This window comes from Synechococcus sp. H55.10 (assembly GCF_047502715.1).
Lineage (GTDB): Bacteria > Cyanobacteriota > Cyanobacteriia > Thermostichales > Thermostichaceae > Thermostichus.
Genome location: NZ_JANSJJ010000033.1, coordinates 1 through 1,276, shown reverse-complemented (window position 1 = coordinate 1,276; position 1,276 = coordinate 1). Strand labels below are relative to the sequence as shown.

At 44.6% G+C, this 1,276-nt stretch carries 2 pseudogenes; both read left to right on the top strand.

From position 1 onward, the window contains the following. Positions 1–227 (top strand): annotated as a pseudogene (locus NW858_RS02775) (glycosyl transferase family 1); the annotation flags it as partial. A 36-nt stretch (positions 228–263) separates the two neighbouring features. After that, positions 264–1,276 (top strand): annotated as a pseudogene (locus NW858_RS02770) (macrocin O-methyltransferase); the annotation flags it as partial.

The following is a 1,276-nucleotide window of genomic DNA, read 5'->3' as shown; positions in this document are numbered from 1 at the left end:
ACCCTGAGCGCATCGATGTGCTCAGGGTGGCTGCAGGTGGGCAGGGGGTGGAGGTGTTGGCCAGTTTGGAGCCATGGCTCAAAGACGTCAAGGTCATCTATGTGGAGTTTGGCTCGGAGCAAGCCCGCAAGCAGATTGACCAGATGCTGGATCCTTCTCACATGATCTGGCAGGGGGAGATCATAGCTGGTCAAAGAGGATCCCTTTGCTATCTGCGTAGAGCTTAGAAGTAGACTTGTGAAAAGAGAGGAGATGCGAAAGTCATGAACTCAACTATCATTGTTACAAGTGCAGACAGCAAGTTTTTTGAGTTAGTCCAGGGGACTATCCTCTCTATCCGAGAGAAGCCACAGGGCTACTCCGTCGATATTGGATTCTTTGATGTAGGCCTTACACCAGAACAGTTGCAGTGGATGAGTCAGTACGTTGACTACATTGTTGAGCCGATTTGGAATTATGAGCCTCCGGATAGTAGTAACTATCCCAATTATTTTAAAGCTTTGTTATCCAGACCATTCCTACCTGAGTATTTTCCGGGCTATGAAGTTTACATTTGGATTGACGCTGATGCTTGGGTTCAAGATTGGTCGGCTATAGAGAGCCTTATTCAAGGAGCATTGCTAAAAGGTTTTTCCATAGTCCCACAGCTTTTAGACACTATGCTAAACCCAAATCCTCTTTCACTTACAAATTTTTTATACTCATTATACCTAAACTCTTTCCCAGATCTTGACTACGGAATTGAATCTGACAACCTTTATATAAGGCCATTTCTAAATGTTGGAGTGCTCTCGATGACTCAAAGATCTGTAGTTATCGAGTCCTGGAAAAAAAATGTGAACCAAGCGATCTTAAGAGGAGCATTAAATACATTTACTGATCAAGTCACTGTGAATAAAGCTATTTACAAGGACTTAGGAGTAGAGCATGTTTCCCTCTTGCCGATTCGCTGCAACTGGACAGTTCATAGCATCTTACCTCTATGGGATCCACTAAGAAAGCTGTGGGTAGAGCCCTGGTATCCCTACGGCCCTATAGGTATTCTACATCTGACTACTTCGGGAGTTAAGCAAAAAACGACTCACATTGTTCAAACCCCTGAGGGCTCTAAGGTAGAAGCAAGCCTACGCTACCCTTTAGGTCAGATGTCCCCAATTAAAAGATATGACTACGTATCGCCCGGTCAGAGAAGAATATACCTTGACTATAGCTTCCCTCTAATGACTGTAGTGGATCCAAGCTCTCACCCTTGGCCCTACTTGCGAAAAGAGATTCC